Origin of the sequence: Salinicoccus kekensis (genome assembly GCF_900220995.1) — a bacterium.
Lineage (GTDB): Bacteria > Bacillota > Bacilli > Staphylococcales > Salinicoccaceae > Lacicoccus > Lacicoccus kekensis.
This window is the reverse complement of sequence record NZ_OBQF01000001.1, coordinates 758226-783773: the sequence shown is the minus strand read 5'-3', so window position 1 is coordinate 783773 and position 25548 is coordinate 758226. Positions and strand designations below refer to the sequence as shown.

Here is a 25548-nt window from a genome sequence, read left to right as displayed (position 1 = left end):
AATTACAGGAGACGCTAGGAAGGTCTCCTGTAATTCAATTCGTAAATTTTAACTCTTTCGGTATGATACGGATATATGATTTCTATCATATTATATGCCGGATCATCACAGCGACTGACTTTTTTCATATAGTGTCTTTTTATATGCTCTGTCTCACTTGGATTGTTCACCAGGTGATACTTAGTTTCGTTATTCTTGGTGTCACTATACTTGACTAAAATTGTCATGATACACCAACTCCCTCGACATTCTATAACCGAAGCAGGGAGGAAGTAAACATTATGTGCACAAAATGTTTCATAAACGAAAATAAATTTTAATTCTAAATAGAGAGCTGGTGCAGTGTTGGAATATAGACATATCACTCCGGATGAACTGGAGGACGTAATGGAGTTACAGGATTTCGTTTACGAAAACCTGGAAGATAAGGAGGTGCTCGAGACCATCGGACGCGGTGAGTTCAGAGAAATGATAGAACAGGGTTTCATCATCGGCCTCTTTGAAGGGGAAGAACTCAAAGCTGTCCGTGCAATGTACATACCGCCGCTCAATGATCCCGAGCATCTCGCCGAAGACGGCAGGGTGGAGAACAGGAACGAGGTCATCTACTCTGAAATCACATTCATCCACCCCGAGTGGCGCGGCCAGGGTTTCCAGACGAAGCTCGGCCGGGAACTGATTGAGAAGGTCAGGGCCGATGGACGTTTCAAATACATCTTCACGACAGTGATGCCGACGAATCTGCCGAGTTTAAAAGATAAATTGCGGCTCGGCTTTAAAATCATCAACACGAAGTATATGTACGGCGGTAAGCTGAGGCACGTGCTGCAGCTGAACTTGGAAGAACCCCTCGAGGTTTCGGGAGAGGCGGAAATAATCGACTACCGGGATACGGGGTGGATGCTTGAGAACGGGCACAGGCACATCGGCACGAATTTCAACGGTACGGACATTGAGTACTATTTGAAGCATGATGAGTGATTAATTTAAGGAGGATATTATGAATTTCGATCAGATTACAGAAGAAGCCATTGAATTCAGACGTGAACTGCATCAATTTCCCGAACTGAGTGATGAGGAGTTTGAGACTTCCGAAAGGATCCAAAGGCAGCTGACGGCGCTCGGCATCCCTTTTGAAACCGGCTTTGCCGGTACAGGCGTGCTCGGCATCATCGAAGGGGCACATGAAGGGAAGACGGTGGGCCTCAGGGCGGACATCGATGCGCTTCCCATCCATGAAATTTCAGGGGAGCCGTTCAGTTCAAAAAACGAAGGTGTCATGCATGCGTGCGGCCATGATGCCCATACATCGATGCTTGTGGCCGTCGGCAAGGTGCTGATGGAAAGGCGCGATGAGATCCACGGCACCGTCCTTCTGATATTCCAGCCTGCCGAGGAGAAATCGCCGACCGGTGGTTCCCAGCGTATGATGGATGAGGGCATATTCGACGGACGGGAGCCGGATGTGCTGATTGCACAGCATGTCTGGCCAGGCCTCCCGGTCGGCCAGTTCGGTGTGATGGCCGGGCCGGTGATGGGGAATTCGGACCGTTTCAAACTGGTGATCAGAGGGTCGGGGGGCCATGCTTCCATGCCGAATGACACGGTGGATGCCATCATCGTCGGCACCCAGGTCGTCAATGCGCTGCAGACGATCGTGAGCCGCAATGCCGATCCTTTCGAACCGTCGGTCGTCACCGTCGGAAAATTCCAGGCCGGTTCACAGCATAATGTCATCGCCGAGACGGCGGAAATCGTCGGCACCATCCGGACGCAGTCCAATGAGACTAAAGAGATGGTGAAGGAAAGGTTCCACAAAATCGTCAATAATGTCACCGAGGCGATGGGGGCATCCGTCGATATCGAATATCTGGACGGCTATCCTGCGACCATCAACTCAGAAGAGTGGGCGGATCAGATGCATGAGACCATTTCGAAATTATACGGGGAAGCCGCTCTGCCAAAAGTCAGGCCGAGCCTTGCCGGTGAAGATTTCGGAAGGTTCCTCCTGAAATATCCGGGGGTCTACTACTGGCTCGGGACATCAGTCGGGGAAGGGCAGAAGCCGCTCCACAACCCTTCTTTCAGATTGAATGAGGACGCCTTCAAGTACGGCATCGAAGCGATGAGCCAGGGTGCGATCGATACGCTCGGTAAACTGAAAGCCGGGCAGTGATAATCCTCACCGTCCTGTAATATTTGTGGTAAAATTGATATTACATTTTAAAGATAAGAGGTCAGAACATGTCTAAAATTGAAATCGTTTATAAGTCGGGGAAAAAAGAGACTTTGGAAACTGAAAGCCATACGGCGGAAACTTTGAAGCGGGAACTTGAAGTGGCGGCTGCCCATAAGAAGTCTTATATGGAAGTCGACGGCTTTTCGATTTTCCCTAATCTGATAAAAGAAGTGCGTGAAGTGAAATAACAAAAAACCGTCCAAAAGGACGGTTTTTTTCATCAGTATTCACTGAAATAAGTGTATAGTGCAGAAAGTTCCTCATCATTGATGTGGTCTTCACTGTAAGCAGGCATGGAGCCCTCGCCGTTCCTTACAATCTCGGTAAACTCTTCTTCACTGAGGTCGGTGCCTGCAAGGGCCGGACCGACAGCGCCTGAAAAGTCTTCACCGTGGCATGAAGCACACGTGGCCTGGGCAATGCCTTCTGCATCCACATCCCCGCTTGAAGCGCCGCTGTCTTCTTCAGTCGTTTCCTCTTCAGTTGCAGGTTCTTCGGACTCCTCAGCACCCTCTTCACCGCCGCCGCACGCGCCGAGTACGAGTACAAGCGAAAGGCCGCCCGCCATCAAATACTTCTTAAAATCCATGACTTCACCCCTCAAAATTGAAATATTAATACAGATTAAATATATCACAAACATATATATTTAAAAAGAAAGCTTATCATGGCAGGGACGCCTGAAGCAGCACCGGTCCATCAAAAAAAGACCTATGCACCATCGAAAAAACGATGGGCATAAGCCTTTTAAAAGAAACTTACCTATTATCTTGAATAGTACTCAACGATAAGCTGTTCGTTGATCTCAGCAGGCAGTTCAGAACGCTCAGGGAAACGTACGAATGTACCTTCCATTTTTTCCTCGTCGAAAGTCAGGTAGTCAGGTACGAAGTTGTTCACTTCAACTGCTTCCTTGACGATGTCGAGGTTACGTGATTTCTCACGAAGTCCGATTGTCTGACCTGGTTTCAGGTGGTAGGAAGGGATATCGACGCGGCCGCCGTCAACAGTGACGTGACCGTGGTTGACGAGCTGGCGTGCCTGACGGCGTGTACGCGCAAGACCCATCTGATAAACGACTGCATCAAGACGTGATGCGAGGAGGATCATGAAGTTCTCACCATGAACACCTCTCAGTTTGCCTGCACGTTCGAAAATCGTGCGGAACTGACGTTCGTTGATTCCATACATATAACGAAGCTTCTGCTTCTCCTGAAGCTGAAGACCGTATTCCGAAATTTTCTTCCTTTGTGTCGGACCGTGGTCACCTGGTGCGTACGGACGACGTTCCAACTCTTTGCCTGTGCCTGTCAGGGAGATACCCAAACGACGGGACTTTTTCCAAATTGAACCTGTAAAACGAGCCATTTTGACTCCTCCTTATTGTGTTTTATTTATGCAATAAACATCATAAGGTAACAACCGCCCATATGGGTATGTGATTTTAAGTGCCTTCGCCTCATAGCATTGGTTACACAACACACCAACTGATGGGAACCACATACGGACACATGATGATTGTAAGCTACTTAATCCGTTCATTTACACAATAGTATATTCTACATATTATCTATGTATATGTCAAGGGTGTCAGATGTATTTTTTCAATACCTCGACGAACTCGATCAGTCCGAGGCGGTCTTCCTCACTGAAGCGGTCAAAGACAGGGGAGTCGATGTCAAGCACACCGATGGGCTCACCATCTTTATAGATCGGGACGACGATTTCCGAATTACTGTTTGCATCGCATGCGATGTGCCCCGGGAATTCATGGACGTTGTCGACGACGAACACATCATTGCCCCTGAATGCCGTGCCGCAGACGCCTTTTCCGTTATCGATCCTGACACATGCAGGCAGCCCCTGGAAAGGTCCGAGGACAAGCTGGTCGGATTCTTCGTCATAAAGGTAGAAACCGGCCCAGTTGATATCTTTCAAAGTCTGGTTGAGGAGGCTTGAAGCGTTGGAGAGGTTTGCGATCCTGTTCGTTTCATCTTCGAGCAGGCTCTCAAGAGTCTTGTTCAGCATTCTGTAATCTGTCATATTAGTTTCCGTAACCATGTCAATCACCCTTCATTCATCAAATTAATTATAAATTATATTATTATATGTTTTTTGTTTCAAGCTTTTAGGCTATAATTGATAATATATGTAGGAGGTAAGCGTATGTGGGTCTATCTACTTATCGGGATCGTTGTATTAATAGCAATTTCAGTTGCTGTCGTTTTTTACATAAGAAACACTAAACTGGAAGATATCAATAATAAGTTCAATAAATTGGAAGATGTCAAAGCTCTTCCTTTCCAGGATGAATTATTCAAAGTTAAAGATTTGAACCTTCATGGTGAGGCTAAAAAGCTGTACACCGGCTGGCAGAAAGAATGGCAGGCTTCACTAAAAGATTCACTTGATACCTCTGAAGGCAGGCTTTCGGAAGCAAAGAAAGATCTTGAGAAATTCAAATTCAGTGCGAGTGATGAGAAAGTGAAACAGGGCGAAGCCAGTATCGCCAGGGTCGAGTCCAAATATGACCAGTTGACGTCGGAAATCGATGAACTGGTCCAGATGAATGAAAAATCGGCGATTGCTAGGGCGGAAGCTGAGAAACTCCACAGGGAGGCAAAGCGTGATGTGCTGGCCAGTGCATATCAGTTCGGCGATGCCAGCGGGCCGCTTGAAGAGCTGATCGACAGCTTCGAACCCGAGATCAGGGAATATGATGTCATGATCAACGACGGCAATTACGTCAGTGCAGGACGTCATATTGAAGATGTGCGCAGCGATCTCCGAACGCTGAAGGAGAACATGGATGATATCCCTGTTTTGATCAGGGAAGTCCAAAAAGATCTGCCTGCCCAATTTCAGGAAATCAGATTCGGCTGCCGTGATCTGAAAGCGGAAGGGTATGACCTCGATCACATCAAGGTCGAAGGCAAATTATCCACGCTGAAAGGCAAGCTGAACCTTGTCGAGCCTTTGATTTCAAGGCTGGATTTGGATGAAGCGCGTAAAATACTCGATGACATCAACACTCAGGTCGACGATATACTCGAGCTGATTGAAGTTGAAGTGAAAGCGAAGATCAAAGTGGATCAGGATCAGCCGCTCATCACCGACGAGCTGTTCCATGCAAGGAATTCGAATTACACGCTCAGAACAGAGATGCAGTATATGGAAGATCAGTTTTTTATCAACGACGCAGACATCCATTCAGTTCAGAAATTCGAACATGAGATTGAAAGTCTTGTGGATGTGTATGATGAGATTGTGACGGAGACAGCGAAGACGAACGCAAGGTTCAGTGAAGTTGAAAACAGGATTTCCCATATCAAGGATCAGATTCTGCAGATCAACGATGAGCAGGAGAAAATCCAGGAACATCTCATCAGCTTAAGGGACGATGCCGAAGAGGCAAAAGAGAATACGATTTATATCCATGACAAAAAAGAAAAGGTTTACCGCAAACTTGTGACTTCAAACCTGCCTGAAGTCCCGGAACGGTTCATCATCATCAAAAATGAGCTGGATATCAATCTCCGCAAAATCGAAGACTACTTCAGCAAACGTCCGCTGAATGTCCAGTACATCAAGGATAAAGTGAATCAGACGGTGATGGACTTGAACGAGTTCGAACAGGAGGCCTATGAACTGCTGAGAGATGCGGAACTCACCGAAATCATGATACAATACGGTAACAGATACCGCAGGGACGATCATGCATTCGATGCGCAGATACGCGAATCCGAGCGGATGTTCAAGGAGAGCAGATACAAACGTGCCCTTGAAATCATCAAAGGCGCGCTTGAAAAAGTGGAGCCCGGCGCCGCCCGGAAGATTGAAAATGATTATGATGAAAAGTGAATTTATAAGTTGGCCGAAATGACTTAGAATATTAATATTCTAAGTCATTTTCCATGGAAGGAGAGAATTGGATGCATTATTTTGATAATGCCGCCACAACAAAACCATATGCAGAAGCGCTGCATACTTTCAATAAAGTGAACGAAGATTATTATTTCAACACCGCAAGCATCCATAAAGCCGGGCGGGACAGTGCGAAGCTTCTGGAAGCTTCAAGGAAGCAGGTCCTTGAGATTTTCGGGCTGCCGCACTACCAGTGTGTATTCACTTCCGGTGCGACGGAAAGCAATAATATCGCCCTGCAGGGCACGTTGAGGCGGAAGAAGAGGTTCGGCCGCACCATCCTCGTCAGCGAGCTCGAGCATCCGAGCGTGATCAACATCCTCGACCATCAACAGAAAGAAGGCTTCAATGTGAAGTTCATCCGTACGACTGAAGCTGGCCGGGTGGATGTCGATCATCTGAAGTCACTGCTCGATGAAGATGTCATACTCGTCACCGTCATGGCAGTCAATAATATCGTCGGTTCAGTACAGCCGGTGGAAGAGATCAAATCAGCACTCACGGATTATCCAAAGGCTCACTTCCATGTGGATGCCACCCAGGCGGTGGGCAAGGCTCGCTTCAATTATGAAGGCGTGGATTCGGTGAGCATATCCGCCCATAAATTCCACGGTGTCAAAGGTGCAGGTGCACTGATGCTGAAGGAAATCAAGGCAGCAGAACCGATCCATTACGGCGGCGGCCATGAATTCGATATACGGAGCGGGACGGTTAACCTGCCGTCGGTCACGGCGATGGCGAAAGCCTTGAGGCTCTCTGTTGAAAACATGGGTGATGATATTGAACGGATCAGTGAGTACAACCGCATGATCAGGGAAGAGATGGAAGCTCATGGGTCGATCACCATACAGCCTTCGGGTGTCCCGCATATCATCAATATGGCATTCAACGGGGCGAAAGGCGAAGTGGTGGTCAATGCACTGTCAGGGAAAAATGTCATGGTATCGACGACAAGTGCCTGCGCTTCAGAGCGTGCCATGTCCAACGAGACACTCACAGCCATGGGCGTGGATAAAGAGGTGATCGACGGCAGCATACGGATCTCAATGTCGGGGAACACCACGCGCCGGGACATCGAAGTGCTGATCCGGTCGCTTAAAGAGGTATACGAAGAAATAGGAGATGTTTTAAAATGAAATACGATCATATATTAATCCGCTACGGTGAGATGACGCTGAAGAGCAGAAATCGGAAGATGTTCGTCAGTGCTCTGAGGAAGCGCATGAACCGGGCACTCGACGGTATGGATGTCCATATAAAGACGACGCGGGACCGGGGGTACATCGATCTGCTGGAAGCAGACGCCTATCAGGTCATTGAAAAATTGAAGCACATCAGCGGGATACTCAGCGTCTCACCGGTGGTGAAGATCGAAAAATCCGAAGAGGAGATGAAGGAGACTGCCCTGCAGTTTGCAAAGGACTTCGGGGCGGGCCGCACCTTCAAGATAGAAGCGAAGCGTTCCGATAAGACATTCCACCTAGTGACGTTCGATATACAGGATATGCTCGGCGGCTATGTGCTTAAAAATACGGATCACCTGTCTGTGAACGTCAGGAAACCTGACCATACGATCACGGCGGAAGTGCGTCACGATGCAGTTTACATGTACCACGACACTGTACAGTGTCTGGGCGGACTGCCGCTCGGCACCGGCGGCAAAGGGCTCTTGATGCTCTCCGGCGGGATAGATTCCCCGGTCGCAGGACTCGATGTCATGAGAAAGGGTGTTGAAATCGAAGCGGTGCACTTCCATTCGCCGCCGTATACAAGCCCTGAGGCCACTGAGAAAGTGAAGAAGCTCGTCGATATCATGAGTGAACGGACGGGTTATGACATCAAGCTGCATATCGTGCCGTTCACCGAGCTGCAGACGACTTTGTACGACCGCATACCGGACAATCTGTCAATGACGTCCACAAGGCGCGTCATGCTCAAGATCGCCGAAAAACTCGCCGGGACGACAGGGGCGGAGGCGGTGATCAACGGGGAGAACCTCGGGCAGGTCGCCTCACAGACACTGACGAGTATGCATGCAATCAATGAAGTGACGAACATGCCGGTGCTCCGCCCGCTGCTCACTTTGGAGAAGAATGACATCGTCAATATGGCGAAGCAGTTCGGGACTTATGAAACGTCCATCCTCCCTTATGAGGACTGCTGTACGATCTTCAAGCCGAAGTCGCCGAAAACGAAGCCGTCGCTTGAGAAGGTCAGGAAGTTCGAAGAGAGAGTGGATTTCGGACCATTGATCGAGAAGGCGATCTCGGGCATAGAAACATATACCCCGAACAGTGAAGAAGCCGCTGCGGAATTCGGGGAATTGTTATAAAAAAAGAAACTTCCTGGTTTACAGGAAGTTTCTTTGCGTTTTGTGCCAGAAAGTGTTGTTCGGAAGCTTCAATGTCTTGATGACCCTGTCCGAGACGCGTATCTGGACCTCTTCGGTGTTCTGCAGGCTGAGCGCTTCATTGTCGAGTGACATGATGGGGTAGTAATCCCGCTTTTTATCGATCATCAGCGTGAGCGGACGGTCTTTATTGAGCAGGAAACTCGTGCCGAGTGTCCTGTACTTGTTGTTGTTGACGCTCGCAAGTTCCGTGACCTGGATCGCTTTCAGCAACGGGTCGACGACGGCACCGCCTAAAGATTTGTTGTAGCCGGTCGAGCCGGTCGGCGTGCATACGAGTATGCCGTCCCCGTGGAACTGTTCGAATAGGAAGTCATCGATGTAGACATCCATCATGATCGTCTTCACGATGCTTGATCTCAGTGTGAATTCATTCAGGCAGTAGCTTGACTGGTTGTCGTTGATTTTCACTTCGATGGTCGGGTAATTGCGCACATGGGTTTCTTCGGAAGTCAGCGCCTCTTCGATCATGCGGCTCTCTTTATAGCTGAAATCCACATACATATAGTCATCTTCTTCGATGGCGATGCCGATATAGACACAGTCATTCCTGAACCCGGTCTTCCTTACGGCCTGCAGGAACGTGCCGTCCCCTCCAATCGAAGCGATCAGGTCCGCTTCCACACTTGAATCGACAGTGTTGATCCCTAGATTTTTGAAGACTTCGACCAGGTCTTTCCTGATCCTTTCCGTATCTTTACCGAAAGGGTCGAAGAAGTAAACATTCTTAAATTGCTCCACATGTGCCACCCCTCAAATGTTATTTGAATCGATCATCTATATGTTATCATAAAAAGGGAATAGGATTAAATAATAGGGAGTGAGATTATGAAACGTATAATAGCTGCAGTCATTGCGGGAACACTGCTCGTTTTCGGCATATTCTTTTCGATTTTCACGAATTTATGGGCCAGTGATTTCCAGGAAACCTTCGATCAGTTTGCGGGCGGGGAGTTTCCACCGGCGCAGATCGTCGAACAGGGGGATCCGGGCAGTAAGATCGCCATGATCAACATTGAAGGCACCATCATCGACACGGGCAGTGAACCCGGCATGTTCTCAGCGGAGCAGTATAACCATCAGCTTGTGATTGAATCATTGAAGCAGGTCATTGAAGACGATACCGTCCAGGCTGTCCTTTTGAATGTGGATTCACCCGGAGGCGGGGTGTACGAATCAGCTGAAGTACATAAATACCTTACAGAAGCAAAAGAAGCCGGCAAGATCATCTACAGTTCAATGGGCGGCATGGCTGCCTCTGGAGGATATTATGTGTCTGCACCGGCCGACCAGATATTCGCTTCAGATGAAACCATGACCGGTTCAATCGGTGTCATCATGCAGTCGTTGAACTTTGAACAGCTTGCCGAAGATCTGGGTGTCGAATTCAACACGTATACAAGTGGTGATATGAAGGAGATGCTGAGTGCGACCAGGGAACCGACCGAAGAAGAGACGGAATACGTCCAGGGCATGGTCGACAGCATGTTCGATGATTTCGTCCAGGTCGTGGCAGACGGCCGCGGCATGAGTGAGGACGAAGTGAGGGACATCGCAGACGGCCGCATCTATCTCGGTGAAGATGCACTGGATAACGGGCTTGTCGATCAGATCGGCTACATCGAAGATGCGACGGCCGCATTGAAGGAAGAGATCGGCGGCAATCCTCAGATCATCGAATACGGCTACACGACCAACTTCGCGGGCATCAACCTGAATTACGGCGTGGGCAGCCTGATCGGCGAATTCACCGGCCGCAACGACATTGCACGCATGGAAAACCTGATCAATAACCGCCAGGGCCTTCAGCCGATGTACCTGTATGATAGATAAGGAGGGACAGTATGGAAAACGCACAAACTGAAAGAATCCGATATGAGCCTGAACGCGACACATGGGCGGATAAGCTCGATTACATGTCGACCGCCTCCTTTCTGAGCCGGGCCGTGGCATTCATCATCGACGGCCTCGCGATCTGGGGGCTCAGCCAGATCATCATCCATCCGGTCCTCCAATTGGCGGGGGTGGGGGATGCATATTTCCTGACGCCGATGCTGAGTGTCGCAAACATCGCGACGGGGCTCCTTTATTACTTGTACTTCATACTCATGACGTACTTTGCACAGGCGACGCTCGGTAAAATGATCACCGGCATCACGGTGGTGGGCAGGGATTCGGAAAAACTCTCACTGTCCCAGGTGATATTCCGTGAGCTCGTCGGCAGATACATCAACAATACATTGTGGTACCTGCCGTACCTTGTGGCACTGTTCACCGAGCGCAGGATCGGCCTGCATGACTATTTCGCGGATACTTATGTGGTGAAGAACAGTTTCAATCTGTACAAAAAAGAGATCAAAGCGCGTATAATCGAAGAGGAACGACATAATTACCGGGAGGATGATTTGTACAATGGCAGAAGTCACGTTTAAAGGCGATCCGGTCACACTCGGCGGGAAAGAAGTGAAAGTCGGCGACACAGCACCTGATTTCACGGTTTTGAACAACAGTCTTGAGGAAGTCACACTTTCCGACTATCAGGGTAAAAAGAAATTGATCAGCGTGGTGCCGTCGCTCGATACGGGTCTGTGTTCAAAGCAGACGAGGAAGTTCAACGAGGATGCGTCATCAGTCGATAATGCGGTCATTCTGACGATATCGAATGATCTGCCTTTTGCGCAGTCGAGATGGTGTGCAGCGGAAGGTCTTGATAATGTCATCACTTTAAGCGACCACAGGGATCTTTCCTTCGGTGAAAATTACGGCACCGTGATGGACGAGTTGAGGCTGCAGGCGCGCAGCGTGTTCGTCCTCGATGAAAATGATAAGATCGTCCATGCGGAATATGTATCCGAAGGCACGGAAGCGCCGGACTATGACACAGCTGTTGATGCTTTGAAATCTTTATAAAATGTAATATAATGATTGAAAAGGACTGTCCGGTAATGGACAGTCCATCTTTTATGTAAGTGGGGATATAATGGCGAAAAGTGATTTGGAGAAAGTTTACCAGCTGATCGTAGATCAGACCGAAGCAGTTTTAAAGGAAAACAGTGACATGTCGCGGATTGAAGCGATGTCTGAAGCATTGCTGTCGATCCAGATTGATGAAGGCAAGTATGCCTATGCGGATATGAGGAAGGGTGTGCAGTTTGCATACCTTTACCAGCTGAATAAAGAAAGCGTGCAGCCGAACCATCAGCTGACGCCGGATTCGATCGGCTACCTCATCGCACACCTTGTCGAGCTCTTCAAAGAGGAGGATGGAATCAATGTGCTCGATGCAGGCAGCGGCACGGGCCATCTGTCGATGACGATCAGGGAACATGCAGAAAACGTGAACCTGTACGGTGCGGAAGTGGATCCGGTGCTTGCCCGCTTCAACGTTGCATTATGCGAATTCCTCAAAGTTCCGATGGACATCTATCCTCAGAACATCATCGAACCTGCCATGCTGAGTGAAATGGATATCGCTGTCGGAGACCTTCCGATCGGATATTATCCGCTCGATGTCGAAGGGTTTACCACAGCCTTCAAAGAAGGCAGGAGCTTTGCACACCTGTTGATGCTTGAAGCGGCAATGAATTACGTGAAGGAGGACGGCATCGGCATCTTCGTCGTACCTTCGAATATCCTGGAAGAAAATAATGAGACGATCAAAGAGTATATATCGACAGAAGCAACGCTGCTGATGTTTTTGAACCTGCCGGATACTTTGTTCAAGACGGAAAATATGCATAAATCGATTATTGTCCTGAAAAAAGGATATAAACCAATTGAGGACATTGAAGTGCTCCTCGGAGATGTGCCTGATTTCAAAAATGCAGAACAGATGAAACTGTTCCTCGACAGGACGGATGCATGGCACGATAAATATGCTGTTAAGAAAAAGTAGGTGAAAATGTGGCTAAAATTATAGCGGTCAACGCAGGAAGCTCCTCATTCAAATTCCAGCTTTTTGAAATGCCCGGAGAGACCGAGATCGCCAAAGGGCTGGTCGAGCGGATCGGCATGGATGATGGCGTGTTTTCCATTACGGTCGGCAGTGAGAGGATCTCCAGGAACCAGAATTTTGAGACGCATGAAGAAGCGGTCGACCTCATGCTGGAAGAGCTGGTTGAACATGGCGCGGTCGCCGACATCAATGAGATCGTCGGCTCGGGCCACAGGGTGGTCCATGGCGGGGAGAGTTTTGATGACTCCGTATTGATCACGGATGAAGTGGTGGAGAAGATCGAGAACCTGAGTGAACTCGCACCGCTCCATAATCCGGCCAACCTGATGGGCATCAGGGCATTCATGGAGCATCTTCCGGATGTCCCCCATGTGGCTGTATTCGACACCGCCTTCCATCAGACGATGCCGGAAAGCTCATATCTATACAGTCTGCCTTACGATTATTACAAGGAATACGGCATCAGGAAGTACGGCTTCCACGGTACAAGCCATAAGTATGTGACCCAGAGGGCAAGTGAGATGCTCGGCAGGCCGCTGAAGGAACTGAAGCTGATCAGCTGCCACCTCGGCAACGGCGCGAGCATCGCAGCGGTGAAGGGCGGAGAGTCGATCGACACGTCCATGGGCTTCACACCGCTTGCCGGCGTCACGATGGGGACCCGCTCCGGGAACCTGGACCCGGCACTCATCCCGTTCATCATGGAAAAGACAGGCAAAACCGCAACGGAAGTGCTGAACGTCCTGAATAAAGAATCCGGCCTCCTCGGAGTCAGCGGATTTTCAAGCGACCTCCGCGATATCGAAGAAGAGGCGAGGAAAGGCAATCAGCGTGCTGAACTCGCACTGGACGTCTTCGGCGAACGGATCCATAAATACATGGGGTCCTATGCAACGAGAATGGGCGGCCTCGATGCGATCATCTTCACGGCAGGCGTCGGCGAGAACTCCGACATCATACGCGAAAAAGTGCTGAAAGGCCTCGAGTTCATGGGTGTTTATTTCGATAAATCCTTAAATGATGTGAGAGGCAAGGAAAAGTTCATCAACTATCCTTATTCCCCGGTGAAGATCCTCATCATACCGACGAACGAGGAACTCATGATCGCAAGGGATGTCATGCGCATCTCCGGGATGTAGAAGGTGTCACCATCTCAAATCACTCCAGTCACCGGCTGGGGTGATTTTTTATTTCCAATGACAATGGTTTGTTCCGGCCCAAATGGGGAAATATACATAAGAGCAAAACAGATGACTTTCTAAGGAGGAATCATTTTGAACAGAGAAGAGATAATAAATAAGTTCGATGAAAAGCTTAAAGACGAGAATGAAGATGCTGAAACTACCGAGGAGGTTGAAAGCACTGAGAATAACCATGAGGCAGGCCAAAAGCTGCTTGACCGCATCCTTGAAGAAATTAAGGACTATAAAAAGAGCTTTGAAGGAAAGGATATTGATTTGCATATCAATTCAGGCGGGGATGATGCGCTCGATACTTCCATCAATATATCCGGGATCAGGGAAAACATCGTCATTTCCTACACAGGCTCGGTGGACGCATTGGAAGTGAGTGTCCGGGATGAGAGGTACATCCTCCCACTTGATAAATATACAGATGATGAAGTGTATGTGGTTGAAGGTACGTGGGAGATCAACAGCATGGGCTATGCAGAATTTGCGGACATGGTGATGGTGAACCTGCTGGGCGAAAAGTATGTTCATGATGAATAGAAGTGGAATTAAAAAAAGCCCTTAGTTTCAGGGCTTTTTTCATTTGAAATTTTAACGGTTGGTTTCTTCGTCGATTTCCTGGCCTTCGGCAACGAGCTCTTCCGTCGCAACGGTCGTTTCGAAGTCTGTCGGGATGTTTTCAGTCCTGACGACCAGAACATCAACCCGTGCATTTCTGACAATCGCTTCGGAAACCGAGCCCACGATGAACCTTTCCACCGCATTAAGACCCGAGGAACCGCAGACGATGATGTCCGCACCTGTTTTTTCAACTGCTTTTTTAGGAATGATCGCTTTCGGGGAACCATAGTCGATAATCTTGTCTACATCTTTGATACCCTGTTCATGGGCCAGTGATTCATATCCATCCAATAATTTTTTGGCAAATTCATTTGCACGGTCTGAGATGGAACGGTCGTATGCTTCAACAGATGCAAATGAACGAGTGTCGATGACATTAATGATAGTCAGTCTCGCGTTGTTACGTTTTGCTGCGCCGAGTGCTTTATGGAATGCCCATTCTGCTTCCCTGGACCCGTCGACGGCGATTAAAAAGTTTTTGTATTCTATCATTTTGTGTAACCCCTTTCATCAAACGATGATGTAAAATGTCTTCCTTACTTATATTATACCCAGAATTGAGAAAATTGACAATAATCTATATGTATTAATCATGACGAATTTAAAAACTCGTGATACAATTGATGCAATACAGAAGGGAGATGTTTTAGATTGATAATCGGGGTACCTAAAGAGATAAAAAATAATGAAAGCAGGGTAGGACTCACACCCGGGGGCGTCCATGCATTCGTCAATGCGGGCCATACCGTGAAGGTTGAAACCGGTGCCGGATCTGCCTCTTATTTTGAAGATAAGGATTACATAGATGCCGGCGCCGAAATTGCAGATTCTGCAGATGAGGCCTGGGATGCCGAGATGATCGTCAAGGTCAAGGAACCTTTGAAGGAAGAATATGATTATTTCAAAGAAGGCATGATTTTATATACATTCCTCCATCTGGCGTCTGAAGTCGAGCTGACTAAAGCCCTGCTGGATAAAAAGGTCGTATCGATTGCTTATGAAACCATTCAGGCACCGAACGGCTCACTGCCGCTGCTTGCGCCCATGAGTGAAGTGGCCGGACGCATGGCCACACAAATTGGAAGCGAATTCTTACAGAAGACCAAAGGCGGAAAAGGCATACTGCTCGCAGGCGTTCCGGGGGTGGAGCGTGCGACGGTGACGATAATCGGCGGGGGCATGGCCGGTACGAATGCCGCCAAGATGGCGATCGGCCTTGGTGCAAGGGTGAACGTCCTCGACTTGAATCCTCAGAGATTGAGGGAACTGGATGACTTGTTCGGCTCCGGAGTGCAGACGATGATGTCTTCCCCAATGAACATCTCAAATGCCGTCAAAGAAAGTGACCTGGTCATCGGCGCGGTACTGATCCCGGGGGCAAAAGCACCGAAGCTGGTCAGTGAGAAGATGGTGAAATCAATGAGTCCGGGATCGGTGGTCATCGATATCGCGATCGACCAGGGCGGCATCTTTGAAACGACCGACAAAGTCACGACCCATGATGATCCGACTTATGTCAAACATGACATCGTCCATTACGCGGTTGCAAACATGCCGGGCGCTGTGCCACGCACGTCGACGATCGCGCTTACGAACGCCACTATGAACCTCGGTGTCCAGATCGCAAGCAAGGGGTATAAGAAGGCGGCCGAAGACAATCCGATGCTGCTCGGCGGATTCAATACGCTCGACGGCCATGTGACTTACAAGGCTGTCGCAGAAGCGCAGAACCTCGAATATAAAGATATAAATGAACTGCTGTAAATGAAAAATCGGGATGCTTACGGCATCCCGATTTTATTATGCGTGTATATAGACGATTTCAAATGGAATGCTTTTTAAAAGCTCCTCCTGCCTTTCCGGGGATTCGACGACCGGAATGATCTGGATTCTTTTTTTGGCGTGTATCTTCAGTTTGGCCAGGGGCTGCAGCTCGTTGTAGTTTTTGAAGTCGGTGCCGCGGAGGTCGTACATCACGCCCGATACATCATATTCGATCAGTTCATCGAGTATGTGGCTCTGCCTGAAGTAGGGGATCTTCGCAAAATCCGGACCGATGATGAAATGTTTGTCGCCGATCAGCTTCGACAGCTCACTCACGAACATGGAATCCAGATGGTGGTGCCGGTCCGTGAACACCTGATCTGTAATGTACCCGTCTGCCGACGTGAAATGTTTGATTGTTTCAAAGACGATATTTTTATGCATGAACGGATCATCTTCCTCCTGATGGTTGACGCTCGCAAAAATCTCCATATCAGGTTTCAAAGCCTTCAGCATGTCCGGAAGCACAGGGTTCGGTGCATTGAGATTGTGCTGGGACATGACGACGGACTGATGATCTGTATTCAAATCATGACTGTGGAATATTGTTTTCATTTTTTCACCTCGAGATAATATTAACATAATTGAAGAGTGTTTTTCGGAGGAGTAATTCCTACTTGTTTGATATGCAAAATGTTTTGCTATATACTCTGTATGACTCTAACTTAAAGGTGATAAACATGACAAGATATAATGATATGACGGAATTGATCGGCGGGACGCCCGCCGTAAGACTGAACAAAGTCGTGCCTGATGACTGTGCGGACATCTTCGTGAAACTCGAGATGTTCAACCCTTCACGCAGTGTGAAGGACCGTGCTGCTTTCAGCATGATCAAACAGGCTGAAGAGGATGGTCTGATCAAGCCGGGGGATACATTGATCGAACCGACGAGCGGCAACACTGGCATCGGTCTTGCGATGAATGCCGCCGCGAAAGGCTACAAGGCGATTTTCGTGCTGCCGGACAATATGACCGAAGAGCGCATCAATCTGCTGAAGGCTTACGGCGCCAAAGTGGTGCTCACGCCGAGTGAGGAAAAGATGCCAGGTGCGATTAGGAAAGCGGAGGAATTGAAAGAAGAAATTCCAAATGCCTTCATACCGCAGCAGTTTGAAAACTATGCGAACCCGGATATCCACAGGACGACGACCGCCCTTGAAATAATGGAGCAGATGGAAGGCGACCTGGATGCATTCGTTGCGACTTCCGGGACGGGCGGGACCATCACCGGCACCGGTGAAACGTTGAAGGAGAAACTTCCGGGACTCCACGTCGCAGTGGTGGAGCCGAGCGGCTCACCGGTATTATCCGGCGGCAAGCCCGGCAAGCACAAACTGGTCGGGACCTCCCCGGGATTCATACCGGTCATACTGAACGAAGATGTTTATGATGAGATTATCCAGATCGATGACGATGATGCCGTGAACATGTTCAGGCGTCTCGCAAAAGAAGAAGGCCTGTTTGTCGGCCCTTCCGCCGCTGCCGCAGTGCATGCAGCAATTCTGGTCGGCCAAAAACTCGGGAAAGGCAAGCGGGTGCTCTGCATCGCACCGGACTCCGGTGAGAGATATTTGAGCATGGGACTGATCGAATAAAGGCAGATGCCGATCCGGATGGAATGCGCAATAAAGTGCATCCGTCCGGATTATTCTTTTATATCCGGATGGGCGGCTTGATTTGTGGTGCGCCGTCTGGAAAGAGGGCGAAAATCCGGAGGGCTCACTCTGTATTTGAGGCTGTATCCGGATTTTGTCTGATTTTCCGGACAGATTCAACAGGAGGACGCAGTCCGTCTGAAGGAGAGTTTATATATGCTTGAAGAACTGAAGAAAGAGGACTTTGAAGAGGTCTATGCCATTATGGAGAGCAGTTTTCCCGAAAGTGAAATCCGGACGAAGGAAGGGCAGAGGCAGCTGCTTGATGTGGAGGCCTACCGCCTGTACGGGTTGAGGGAAGACGGGGAGATCAAGGGCTTTATCGCGGAGTGGGACGCACCGGCCCACCGCTTCGTCGAACATTTCGCGGTAAGTGCGCATGCGAGGGGCGCCGGTACAGGGACAAGACTCCTCCGTGCCTATCATGACCTGAGCGATAAGCCCGTCATTCTGGAAGTGGAGCCGCCTGAAGACGAGTTGCAGAGAAGGCGGGTAGCGTTCTATGAAAGGAACGGTTATCACCTTTCAGAATACGGCTACATCCAGCCGGTGATCAACGGCGGTCATGAAGGCGTGCCGCTTGTGCTGATGAGTGCTCCTGATATTTTAACGGAAGAGCGGTTTTTATTGTTCAAAGAATGGATTTTCAATACGGTGTATGATGATTAACGGCAAGTGGTTAAGGGAAGAGGGTAAATAAACAAATCTCTTGGAGGGAAAAATTCATGAATATCAGTTTTCATGGCCATTCTGTAGTAATGTTCGAAAATGACGGGAAGAAAGCAATCGTCGATCCATTCATAAACGGCAATGGACTTACGGATCTTGAAGTCGAAAATGTGGAAGTGGATTACATCATCCTGACCCATGGGCATAATGACCATGTGGGGGATACGGTCGAGATTGCGAAGAAAAATGATGCGACGGTCGTTGCACCTGTCGAGCTTGCAGACTTTTTGGACGCCCAGGGTGTGGACGCAGTGGGTATGAACATCGGCGGCACCTATGATTTCGGATTCGGCACCGTGAAGATGGTCCACGCGTTCCATTCATCGAGCTTTACACAGGAAGACGGCACCATCCAGTATACGGGCATGCCGACGGGCCTGATCTTCAACATCGGCGGCAAGACGGTGTACCATACGGGGGATACGGGCCTGTTCGGTGATATGAAACTGATCAGCGATGTCAATGGTCCGATCGATTTGATGTTCGTGCCGATCGGTGACCACTTCACGATGGGAATTGATGATGCGTCATATGCAGTCAATGAGCTGGTGAAGCCTGCGACCGTTGTGCCGATACACTACAATACGTTCCCGCCGATCGAAGTGGATGCGGAACAATTCAAGGACAAGGTGGATGCGGACTGCCAGGTGCTGAAACCAGGCGACTCCGTCAACTTTTAAATGAAATCATTTTAGGTGACCTGCTCCGGCAGGTCTTTTTTTATTTTGCGGATAAAGCGGTATAATGGAACGGGGTGATATTATGACGAAGACGAAAGCGGAGAAGATAATAGAATACATAAAAGGGCTGCCGGAAGGGACGAAGATTTCCGTCCGCCAGGTCTCAAGCCACCTCGGTGTGTCCGAAGGCACAAGTTACCGTGCCATCAAGCTGGCTGAAGAGGAGGGGCTCGTCAAGACCATCGAGCGCGTCGGGACGATCAGAGTCATCAAGAAAGAAGATCATATCGTCGGCGATCTGACGTTCGACCAGGTGAACCGCGTCATCCAGGGGGCGGTGCTGACGGGACGCCAGTATCTGGACCGTGAAATCAGCCGCTTCATCATCGGGGCGATGCGGACTGAGGAAATCGGAAAATATTTGGAGGATGGTGCGTTTTTGATCGTCGGAAACAGGGAAGATGCACAGCTCAGGGCGATCAACAGCGGTGCAGGAATTTTGATCACCGGAGGTTTCGGCGCCAGCCCGGAAATACTGAAGAAGGCGGAAGCGCATAAAGTCCCGGTCATTTCAACCGAGCATGATACGTTTTCGATCGCCTCGCTCATCCATCGTGAGCTGTACAGCCTGTCACTGATCAACGAAGTGACGACGGCGAATGATCTGATGCTGAAGCAGGAAGGGTATGCGATGGATATGAAGGCGGACCGCTCCCGCTTCGTCCCCGGCGAATCCGTCACTTTCCTGCTTGACGGCGACAGGTTCCTCGGCACCGTAGAGTCCCGGGATCTGCCCAATATCAATAAAAGCAATTATAAGAAATATCTGTATCAGGACATCCATGTGCCGGCACATACGACGATCCAGAGCATGAGGCAGATGATGACATGGCACCAGCTGAACATCATCCCGGTCGTCGGCGATTCACACGAATTTCTCGGCGTCGTCCACCGGCGGGAAGTCTTCAAGGATGTGGCACCCCATACGCTGCAGACGGGCATGTCGACCGAGGAGATTATCGACCGTGAGATCACCGTCAGGGAAAATGAACTGCATATCAAGGTGATGCCTTTCATGACCGATGAATTCGGCACGCTGACACAGGCCGGTTTCATGCGCCTCGTCGAAAGGATGGTCATGATGGTGGCCAAAGAACGCGATATCAAGAATTATCACATCGACTCGCTGGCAATGACGAATCTGAAGCTCGTCCAGATCAATCAGGCGATCCAGCTCAATGGTGAAATCCTGGACATCGGCGATCAGTATATCAAGATGGAAGTGAAGACGATGAGCGACGGTGTGCTCTACAGCAAAGTCGGTCTCATGGTGCAGTATTTCAAATAAAAAGCGATCAGGGCCTCGGAAAATCATGGATGAGATCGGAATTAGTTGGGGAATCCGATCAGAGCGTCTGGAAAATAGTCTGCAAATCGGAAATGGCAGAGGAATCCGATTAGACGGACTGGAAAGTTGCCCGCAAATCGGAAATGTCAGAGGAAACCGATCAGAGCGTCTGGAAAATAGTCTGCAGATCGGAAATGGCTTAAGAATCCGATTAGACGGACTGGAAAGTTGCCCGCAAATCGGAAATGTCAAAGGAATTCGATCAGAGTACCTGAAAAACGGCCTGCAAATCGGAAAATCAGATCAAATCCGATCACAGGACCGCTGAACAGCAGTCCAGATCGGAAATGGCAGACGGCAATTCAAGCAAATAAAAAACCGGCATCCCTGCCGGTTCATTTGGTACTTGTCTTCTTCTTCTTTTCAAATTCTTCCCATGCTTTTTCCTCGATCGGGAGGTTGGCCTTGAATTTCCGTCGGGCTTTATTGAAATACCAGATGTTGTAGGCGCCGACGGCTATGAATAGGAGGCCGACTATGTAGGAGACGGCCGTGCCGAACTGGACGATTGAATTCAATCCGAAAGAGACCATGAGGATGCCGAGCCAGATCCTGGAAATGCTGTTGTAGTAAACGGTCCGCACTTCACGGTTGGTCCTGATCTGCCTGATTTTATAAACCAGGAACATGAAAAAGGAGACGAGCAGTATTGTGACAAGTAATGAGACGATGATTTGATACATTAGCTCCATCAGTTACAACTCCATTCCTCATGTAGTATAATATTTGGTAATTACCTGCGTCAAATCTTTTTAAGGGGAGATCATATTTTGCACACAAATTATATAAATGAATTAACATCTTTGAAAGAGAATTATAAGGAAATCCTGAACATGATCAATCAGCATGAAGACATCTTCATATACAGGCACATCAGGCCGGATCCCGATGCCTACGGTGCCCAGCTCGGCTTAAAGGAGATCATCAGGAAACTCTTCCCGAACAAGAACGTCAGTGCACTCGGGACGGATGAACCGAGCCTTTCATTCCTCGGACAGATGGATGAAGCGGAAGCGCGTGAGGATGCGCTCTGCATCGTGGTGGATACCGCGAATAAAGATCGCATCGACGGTCAGCTCCCGGAAGGCGCCAAAGTGATAAAGATCGATCACCATCCCGATTTCGATCCATTCGGGGATATCAACCTCGTGGAGACGGGAGTTTCCTCGACTTCTGAACTGCTTTATCTGATTGCGAATATGTGGGGCTTTGAGAACGATTATATCAATGATGAATCGGCGAAGCTGTTGTATATGGGCATCGTCGGGGACACCGGGCGTTTTCTGTTCAACAATACGACAAGCCGGACGCATTTCGTCGTCTCGGAGCTGAAGAAGTATGAGTTCGATGCGACCGGGCTGATTCAGGAGATGCAGAAGACATCGATTGAATCCTTCAGGTTCAAGGGACATTTGATCAGCAACTTCACCCTGCGCCCAAGCGGGCTGCTTTACACTTTCGTCAGCAGGGAGGATCTGGAGGCATTCGGGGTGAGCAGCAATGAAGCGAGCCTCAGCGTCAACCTTTACAGGGACCTCGATGAAGTCGACGTCTGGTTCATGGCGATCGAGGAAGAGGATGAAATCAGGATCAGACTGCGTTCGAAATCGACGGTGATCGATGATGTGGCACGTGATTTCGGCGGCGGCGGCCACCCGCTCGCCTCGGGCGTCAAACTGGACCATAAGGATGAGATCGACACACTCATCCAGGCACTTGAAGAAAAAATGAAAAAGAAATGATCAGGAGGGGATGAAATGATCAATTTTAACGTCCATTCAAGTTACGAATTTTTGAACAGCAACATCAAAATTGATCCTCTTTTAAATCTTCTGAAAGAAGATGGCCAGACGGCCGTCGCCGTGACGGACCTCAATCATATGCACGGCATCTACCAACTGCTGGCCAAAGCACCCGCTTACGGCATCAAGCCGCTTGCGGGGATGGAGATCCTCGTCGACGACGGCCTCGGCGGCATCCCCTTCATCCTGCTTGCAAAAAATGAGGAGGGCTACCGCTCCCTCATCAGGATCTCTGCGATGCTTTCCTATAAAAGCATCACAAAAACCCCGAGAGACTTCTTCCTCAAAAATGTCCAGGGCTGTGTCTGCATCGCCAAATCCGGTGCAGGCACGGCTTTACTGGATGTGCTTCCGACGGACCGGGATGACAGGTATGCAGCCCATACCATCCAGGACACTGAGTATAAACGTGCCTTCATCCATACTTCACGTTATATGCAAAAAGAGGACAGAAAAGCATTGAAGGTGCTGAATGCCATCCGGGACAATGACCGGCTGGAGCTCCATGAGCTGACTGAAATCTCCGGGGAAGAATACATATTGAAAAAAGAGGATATCGGGGAGGATGTGCAGCCGTTCCTCCAGGTGAATGAAGAGATCGCCGCAAAATGTAATGTGTCCGTGCCGAAAGTGCGCACGACGCTGCCGCATTTCCCGCATCCCGAAAATGATGATTCTGATGCATTCCTCCGACGCCGGCTCAACAGGCAGCTCGAGGAGAAGACGGACGGCAGTGCAGCATACACCGAGAGGCTCGAGTATGAGTTCGACGTCATCAAAAGCATGGGATATTCCGATTACTTCCTCATCGTCAGTGATGCCGTCAACTATGCGAAGAACAATGACATTTACGTCGGTCCGGGCCGTGGGTCATCGAGTGCGAGCCTTGTTTCGTTCCTGTTGAACATCACCGAAGTCGATCCGCTCAAATACAACCTGCTGTTCGAACGTTTTTTAAACCCTGAACGTGTGACGATGCCGGATATCGATATCGACTTCGAAGATACGAACAGGGACAAGGTCGTAAGCTATCTCATAGAAAAATACGGGCAGATGAATGTGTCGAACATCATCACATACGGCACACTCAGTGCAAAGATGGCGGCAAGGGACGTCGGCAGGGTCCTGAAATTCAGTGACGAGGAACTGAAATATATCGCAAACATCATCGGTCCGGAGCTGAATGTCACGCTTGATAAGGCATTCAGCAGTGACGCCTTCAAAAGGCTGATGGCGGGGGATGACAAGTATAAGCTCTATCGGGACATCTGCCTTTCCGTCGAAGGGCTGCCGAGGCATGCATCCACACATGCAGCAGGCGTGCTCGTCAGTGAGGCGAAGCTCACGGAGAATATCCCGATCATGTTCACCGAAGGGCATACGATCAGCCAGTGGCCGATGAACGAAGTGGAAGGGGCCGGGCTTCTCAAAATCGATGTGCTTGGCCTCAGGAACCTCTCCCTGATCAGAAGGATGGTGAATATGGTCAGGTACAGGGGCGGCGAGATCGACATCCACAACCTCGAGGAGGATCCGAGGGTCTATAAGATGCTCGGCCACGGTCTCGGCCTCGGCGTCTTCCAGCTCGAATCCGCCGGCATCCGCAATGTGCTGAGGGAAGTGCGGCCGACCGCCTTCATGGATCTTGCCGCGGTGCTCGCCCTGTACAGGCCGGGCCCGATGCGGGAGATTCCGAACTTCGTGCGCGGCAAGCACCGTCCGGAAACCGTCACGTATCCACACGAAGATCTGGAGGACATACTGCGGGAGACGAACGGTGTCATCGTCTACCAGGAGCAGATCATGCAGATCGCAAGCCGGATCGCCGGCTATACCTACGCACAGGCGGATATACTGAGGCGGGCGATGAGTAAAAAGGACCGGCCGACACTCCTTCGGGAAAAGGAGAACTTCATAAACGGCGCAAAAGATAAAGGTTATGAGGCGTCGCTCGCAGAACATATCTTTGAACTGATATTGAAGTTTGCCGATTACGGCTTCCCGAAAAGCCATGCCGTCGCGTATTCCAAAGTCTCCTACATCATGGCCTACATCAAAGCGCGGTATCCGGATATCTTTTATTCGGTCATATTGATGCAGAACATCGGCAACCATGGAAAGATCAATGAACTGATTGAAGAGATGAAACTTTTGAAGGTGCGCATGCATCCGCCGGACATCAACCGCTCAAGATACGCCAACACGGCGGAGAAGGGCGTCCGGCTCGGGCTCGGCATGATAGAGGGCGTCACTTATAAAACCGCGGAGTCCATACTGAAGGCGAGGGAGGACGGGGCGTTTAAGGATATATACGACCTGAAGACCCGGGTGGAGGCGAACCTGTCCGAGAAGGTGCTTAGGAACCTGATCCTGTCGGGGGCGCTGGACGGTTTTGAGGAAAACCGCAAAACCATGCTCCAGTCGATGGCCCACCTGAAGGATATCAACGCAGAGGAGTTTTCAAATGAATCCTTCCTGAGCGCACTCGGCTTCAATGTCAAAAAGGAATATGAATATGTGGAAGAGATGTCCCAGATGGAGAAGATCGAAGGGGAGAAGGCATCACTCGGCTTCTACTTATCCAGCCATCCGATCAACCTGCTCCAGCGCGAGAACCAGTCGATCCCGTTCAACCTTTTCAGCCAGCAGAAATTATACGGCACATATCTCGTATTTTTCGAAGAGCTGAAGGTCATCAAGACGAAAAAGGGCCAGAACATGGCATTTGCCAAAATCACGGACGGCATCAGCGATATGGACGCGGTGATTTTTCCGAGCGTCTATTTCACGGAACATCAGAAGCTCGCCGAAAAAGCGCTTGTCATCAGGGGGAAGCTCGATGAAAGGAAAGGGCAGCCGCAGATGATCGTGGAAAAAGTGGAGGAACTGGAGAGCTTCAAAGAAGATTATTTGAAGCGGGTCAAGAAGATTTATGTAAGGAATCAAGATAAATACGATTTCGACCACCTTCTGGGGGAGTCCGGCATAACGGTATTTTCATTTGAAGAAAACCGCATACTGGGCAGGGTGGCCGGGGCGAGCCTCGTAAACCTCCAGAATATCATCGCACCGTCGGATTTAAGATTTATGTCGTAAGTTTGTTGTGTA

26 protein-coding genes are annotated in these 25548 nt (G+C 49.5%); 19 read left to right on the top strand and 7 right to left on the bottom strand.

Features of this window, described 5'->3' with window-relative positions; genetic code table 11:
• Nucleotides 1-387: 387 nt before the first annotated feature.
• The 3 genes from CRN96_RS03890 (at nucleotide 388) to CRN96_RS03880 (ending at nucleotide 2427) form a co-directional block, all read left to right on the top strand.
• Nucleotides 388-981 (top strand): GNAT family N-acetyltransferase, encoded by a 594-nt coding sequence (locus tag CRN96_RS03890; RefSeq protein ID WP_245844533.1) that lies wholly within the window; start codon nucleotides 388-390, stop codon nucleotides 979-981.
• 19 nt (nucleotides 982-1000) lie between these two features.
• A complete protein-coding gene (locus tag CRN96_RS03885; protein ID WP_097039333.1) occupies nucleotides 1001-2176 on the top strand; it encodes a M20 metallopeptidase family protein in 1176 nt (391 codons plus the stop codon).
• A gap of 68 nt (nucleotides 2177-2244) precedes the next feature.
• Nucleotides 2245-2427 carry a hypothetical protein gene (locus CRN96_RS03880; RefSeq protein ID WP_097039331.1) on the top strand — a complete coding sequence of 61 codons (183 nt, stop codon included), beginning with the start codon at nucleotides 2245-2247 and terminating at the stop codon, nucleotides 2425-2427.
• A 32-nt stretch (nucleotides 2428-2459) separates the two neighbouring features.
• Here CRN96_RS03880 and CRN96_RS03875 read toward each other — a convergent pair whose 3' ends face one another.
• From CRN96_RS03875 to CRN96_RS03865, 3 genes are all read right to left on the bottom strand, one after another.
• On the bottom strand, nucleotides 2460-2828 hold the full coding sequence (locus CRN96_RS03875; protein WP_245844532.1) for a c-type cytochrome: 369 nt from the start codon (nucleotides 2826-2828) through the stop codon (nucleotides 2460-2462).
• A gap of 176 nt (nucleotides 2829-3004) precedes the next feature.
• Entirely contained in the window at nucleotides 3005-3607 is a 603-nt protein-coding gene (gene rpsD / locus CRN96_RS03870; RefSeq protein ID WP_097039326.1) for a 30S ribosomal protein S4, read from the bottom strand.
• A gap of 222 nt (nucleotides 3608-3829) precedes the next feature.
• Nucleotides 3830-4282 carry a GAF domain-containing protein gene (locus CRN96_RS03865; RefSeq protein ID WP_097039700.1) on the bottom strand — a complete coding sequence of 151 codons (453 nt, stop codon included), beginning with the start codon at nucleotides 4280-4282 and terminating at the stop codon, nucleotides 3830-3832.
• Nucleotides 4283-4405: 123 nt separating this feature from the next.
• Between CRN96_RS03865 and CRN96_RS03860 the strand changes: the two genes are divergently transcribed.
• The 3 genes from CRN96_RS03860 (at nucleotide 4406) to thiI (ending at nucleotide 8495) form a co-directional block, all read left to right on the top strand.
• A complete protein-coding gene (locus tag CRN96_RS03860) occupies nucleotides 4406-6100 on the top strand; it encodes a septation ring formation regulator EzrA (protein ID WP_097039324.1) in 1695 nt (564 codons plus the stop codon).
• Nucleotides 6101-6171: 71 nt separating this feature from the next.
• Entirely contained in the window at nucleotides 6172-7299 is a 1128-nt protein-coding gene (locus CRN96_RS03855; protein ID WP_097039322.1) for a cysteine desulfurase family protein, read from the top strand.
• Nucleotides 7296-8495: a tRNA uracil 4-sulfurtransferase ThiI gene (gene thiI / locus CRN96_RS03850; RefSeq protein ID WP_097039320.1), complete on the top strand. Its 1200-nt coding sequence runs from the start codon at nucleotides 7296-7298 to the stop codon at nucleotides 8493-8495. Before CRN96_RS03855 ends, thiI begins: the two co-directional genes overlap by 4 nt.
• An 18-nt stretch (nucleotides 8496-8513) precedes the next feature.
• On the opposite strand, the gene CRN96_RS03845 is transcribed toward thiI, so the two are convergent.
• The gene (locus CRN96_RS03845; RefSeq protein WP_097039318.1) at nucleotides 8514-9314 is read right to left on the bottom strand and encodes an NAD kinase; all 801 of its coding nucleotides are present in this window, start codon (nucleotides 9312-9314) and stop codon (nucleotides 8514-8516) included.
• A gap of 87 nt (nucleotides 9315-9401) precedes the next feature.
• Here CRN96_RS03845 and sppA point away from each other — a divergent pair, with 87 nt between their 5' ends.
• The 6 genes from sppA (at nucleotide 9402) to CRN96_RS03815 (ending at nucleotide 14258) form a co-directional block, all read left to right on the top strand.
• The gene (sppA, locus tag CRN96_RS03840) at nucleotides 9402-10406 is read left to right on the top strand and encodes a signal peptide peptidase SppA (RefSeq protein ID WP_097039316.1); all 1005 of its coding nucleotides are present in this window, start codon (nucleotides 9402-9404) and stop codon (nucleotides 10404-10406) included.
• Between the two features lie 11 nt (nucleotides 10407-10417).
• A complete protein-coding gene (locus CRN96_RS03835) occupies nucleotides 10418-11005 on the top strand; it encodes an RDD family protein (RefSeq protein ID WP_097039314.1) in 588 nt (195 codons plus the stop codon).
• A complete protein-coding gene (gene tpx, locus CRN96_RS03830; RefSeq protein ID WP_097039312.1) occupies nucleotides 10986-11483 on the top strand; it encodes a thiol peroxidase in 498 nt (165 codons plus the stop codon). Before CRN96_RS03835 ends, tpx begins: the two co-directional genes overlap by 20 nt.
• 70 nt (nucleotides 11484-11553) lie before the next feature.
• The gene (locus tag CRN96_RS03825) at nucleotides 11554-12468 is read left to right on the top strand and encodes a class I SAM-dependent methyltransferase (RefSeq protein ID WP_097039310.1); all 915 of its coding nucleotides are present in this window, start codon (nucleotides 11554-11556) and stop codon (nucleotides 12466-12468) included.
• 8 nt (nucleotides 12469-12476) lie between these two features.
• Nucleotides 12477-13667, top strand: a complete 1191-nt coding sequence (locus CRN96_RS03820; protein WP_097039308.1) for an acetate kinase — start codon at nucleotides 12477-12479, stop codon at nucleotides 13665-13667.
• A 135-nt stretch (nucleotides 13668-13802) separates the two neighbouring features.
• Nucleotides 13803-14258: a hypothetical protein gene (locus tag CRN96_RS03815; RefSeq protein WP_097039306.1), complete on the top strand. Its 456-nt coding sequence runs from the start codon at nucleotides 13803-13805 to the stop codon at nucleotides 14256-14258.
• Between the two features lie 51 nt (nucleotides 14259-14309).
• Here the strand turns inward: CRN96_RS03815 and CRN96_RS03810 are convergent, their stop codons facing one another.
• Nucleotides 14310-14831, bottom strand: coding sequence for a universal stress protein (locus tag CRN96_RS03810; RefSeq protein WP_097039304.1), 522 nt, complete (start codon nucleotides 14829-14831; stop codon nucleotides 14310-14312).
• 159 nt (nucleotides 14832-14990) lie between these two features.
• On the opposite strand from CRN96_RS03810, the gene ald reads away from it, so the two are divergent.
• Nucleotides 14991-16103, top strand: coding sequence for an alanine dehydrogenase (ald, locus tag CRN96_RS03805; protein WP_097039303.1), 1113 nt, complete (start codon nucleotides 14991-14993; stop codon nucleotides 16101-16103).
• A 36-nt stretch (nucleotides 16104-16139) separates the two neighbouring features.
• Here the strand turns inward: ald and CRN96_RS03800 are convergent, their stop codons facing one another.
• The gene (locus CRN96_RS03800) at nucleotides 16140-16718 is read right to left on the bottom strand and encodes a hypothetical protein (protein WP_097039301.1); all 579 of its coding nucleotides are present in this window, start codon (nucleotides 16716-16718) and stop codon (nucleotides 16140-16142) included.
• Between the two features lie 125 nt (nucleotides 16719-16843).
• Here CRN96_RS03800 and cysK point away from each other — a divergent pair, with 125 nt between their 5' ends.
• The 4 genes from cysK (at nucleotide 16844) to CRN96_RS03780 (ending at nucleotide 20578) form a co-directional block, all read left to right on the top strand.
• A complete protein-coding gene (gene cysK, locus CRN96_RS03795) occupies nucleotides 16844-17761 on the top strand; it encodes a cysteine synthase A (protein WP_097039299.1) in 918 nt (305 codons plus the stop codon).
• A 216-nt stretch (nucleotides 17762-17977) separates the two neighbouring features.
• Nucleotides 17978-18490: a GNAT family N-acetyltransferase gene (locus CRN96_RS03790; protein ID WP_245844531.1), complete on the top strand. Its 513-nt coding sequence runs from the start codon at nucleotides 17978-17980 to the stop codon at nucleotides 18488-18490.
• Nucleotides 18491-18546: 56 nt separating this feature from the next.
• Nucleotides 18547-19230 carry a metal-dependent hydrolase gene (locus CRN96_RS03785; protein WP_097039297.1) on the top strand — a complete coding sequence of 228 codons (684 nt, stop codon included), beginning with the start codon at nucleotides 18547-18549 and terminating at the stop codon, nucleotides 19228-19230.
• Between the two features lie 82 nt (nucleotides 19231-19312).
• Nucleotides 19313-20578, top strand: coding sequence for a DRTGG domain-containing protein (locus tag CRN96_RS03780; RefSeq protein ID WP_097039295.1), 1266 nt, complete (start codon nucleotides 19313-19315; stop codon nucleotides 20576-20578).
• A 395-nt stretch (nucleotides 20579-20973) separates the two neighbouring features.
• Here CRN96_RS03780 and CRN96_RS03775 read toward each other — a convergent pair whose 3' ends face one another.
• Entirely contained in the window at nucleotides 20974-21330 is a 357-nt protein-coding gene (locus tag CRN96_RS03775) for a YtpI family protein (protein WP_097039293.1), read from the bottom strand.
• Nucleotides 21331-21471: 141 nt separating this feature from the next.
• On the opposite strand from CRN96_RS03775, the gene CRN96_RS03770 reads away from it, so the two are divergent.
• A complete protein-coding gene (locus CRN96_RS03770; RefSeq protein ID WP_097039697.1) occupies nucleotides 21472-22380 on the top strand; it encodes a DHH family phosphoesterase in 909 nt (302 codons plus the stop codon).
• Nucleotides 22381-22395: 15 nt separating this feature from the next.
• Nucleotides 22396-25536 carry a DNA polymerase III subunit alpha gene (locus CRN96_RS03765; RefSeq protein ID WP_097039291.1) on the top strand — a complete coding sequence of 1047 codons (3141 nt, stop codon included), beginning with the start codon at nucleotides 22396-22398 and terminating at the stop codon, nucleotides 25534-25536.
• Nucleotides 25537-25548 lie beyond the last annotated feature (12 nt).